Origin of the sequence: Pseudovibrio denitrificans JCM 12308, from assembly GCF_001310815.1 — a bacterium.
Taxonomy (GTDB): Bacteria; Pseudomonadota; Alphaproteobacteria; order Rhizobiales; family Stappiaceae; genus Pseudovibrio; species Pseudovibrio denitrificans.
Genome location: NZ_BAZK01000079.1, coordinates 1 through 932, shown reverse-complemented (window position 1 = coordinate 932; position 932 = coordinate 1). Strand labels below are relative to the sequence as shown.

The 932-nt window shown below is 51.8% G+C and carries 1 protein-coding gene; it reads right to left on the bottom strand.

Annotation, left to right across the window (positions count from 1 at the left end):
- The coding region (locus JCM12308_RS27515; RefSeq protein ID WP_506344904.1) for a calcium-binding protein at window positions 1–932 on the bottom strand (932 nt) is incomplete at both ends.

Genomic DNA, 932 nt, shown 5'->3' with positions numbered 1-932 from the left:
AACGATATCAACTCCTGGCCCCCCATCCAGCGTGTCTCCACCAGCGTATCCATAAAGCCTGTTGTTACCAGCATCGCCAATCAGCGTGTCCGCATGATCACGGGTTCCCATAACGCGTTCAATGGAGATGTAAGTGTCACCTCTCGCATCCCCTGTATTCTGGCTTGGATCTACCAGGTTTACGGTAACCCCAGAGGAGGCGTAGTAGTAGCGCACGGTATCAGTGCCTTCCCCGCCATCGAGGATGTCAGCTCCAGAGGCATAAGCGTTGAGGGTGTCATCGCCTTTGCCGCCAACTAAACGATCGTTGCCACCTCCGGCATACAGCCCGTTGTTGCCATCGTTACCGATAATCACATCATCATGTCGAGATCCATGCACGTATTCTACGTTGATCAAAGTGTCACCGTCGGCATCTCCACCCGAAGCAGCACCTGTTCCAAGATTTATAAAAATGCCATTCAAGGATTGAGAATAATTTGCGGTATCAATTCCAGCTCCACCATCCAACAGATCCGCACCAGAGCCACTGTAGAGAGTATCATTGCCTTCACCACCATAAAGCTTGTCATTGCCGGCATGACCATAGAGTTTGTCGTTACCAGCCAGACCATGGATCTCATCGGCAGCAGATGTGCCGGTTAAGGTCTCATTGGCAGAGGTGCCCATGATGGGCTCAGGCAGGCTGGATGCATCCCCAATCTTGCGTGTTTTTGTGCGCCCTGCCTTATCATAGGAGTAGGTTGTCACCTGCCCCTTGTTGTCGGTCTGCTTGATGATGCGATTGGCCCCATCATACTCCTTAGACCAGGTGCCAAGGTTGGGATCAGTGGCCGAGACCTGATTGCCCAAACCATCATAGATATAGCTCCACACAGAACCAGCTGGATCAGTGACCTTGGTCAGCTGATTAAGGGCATCATACTCCATAC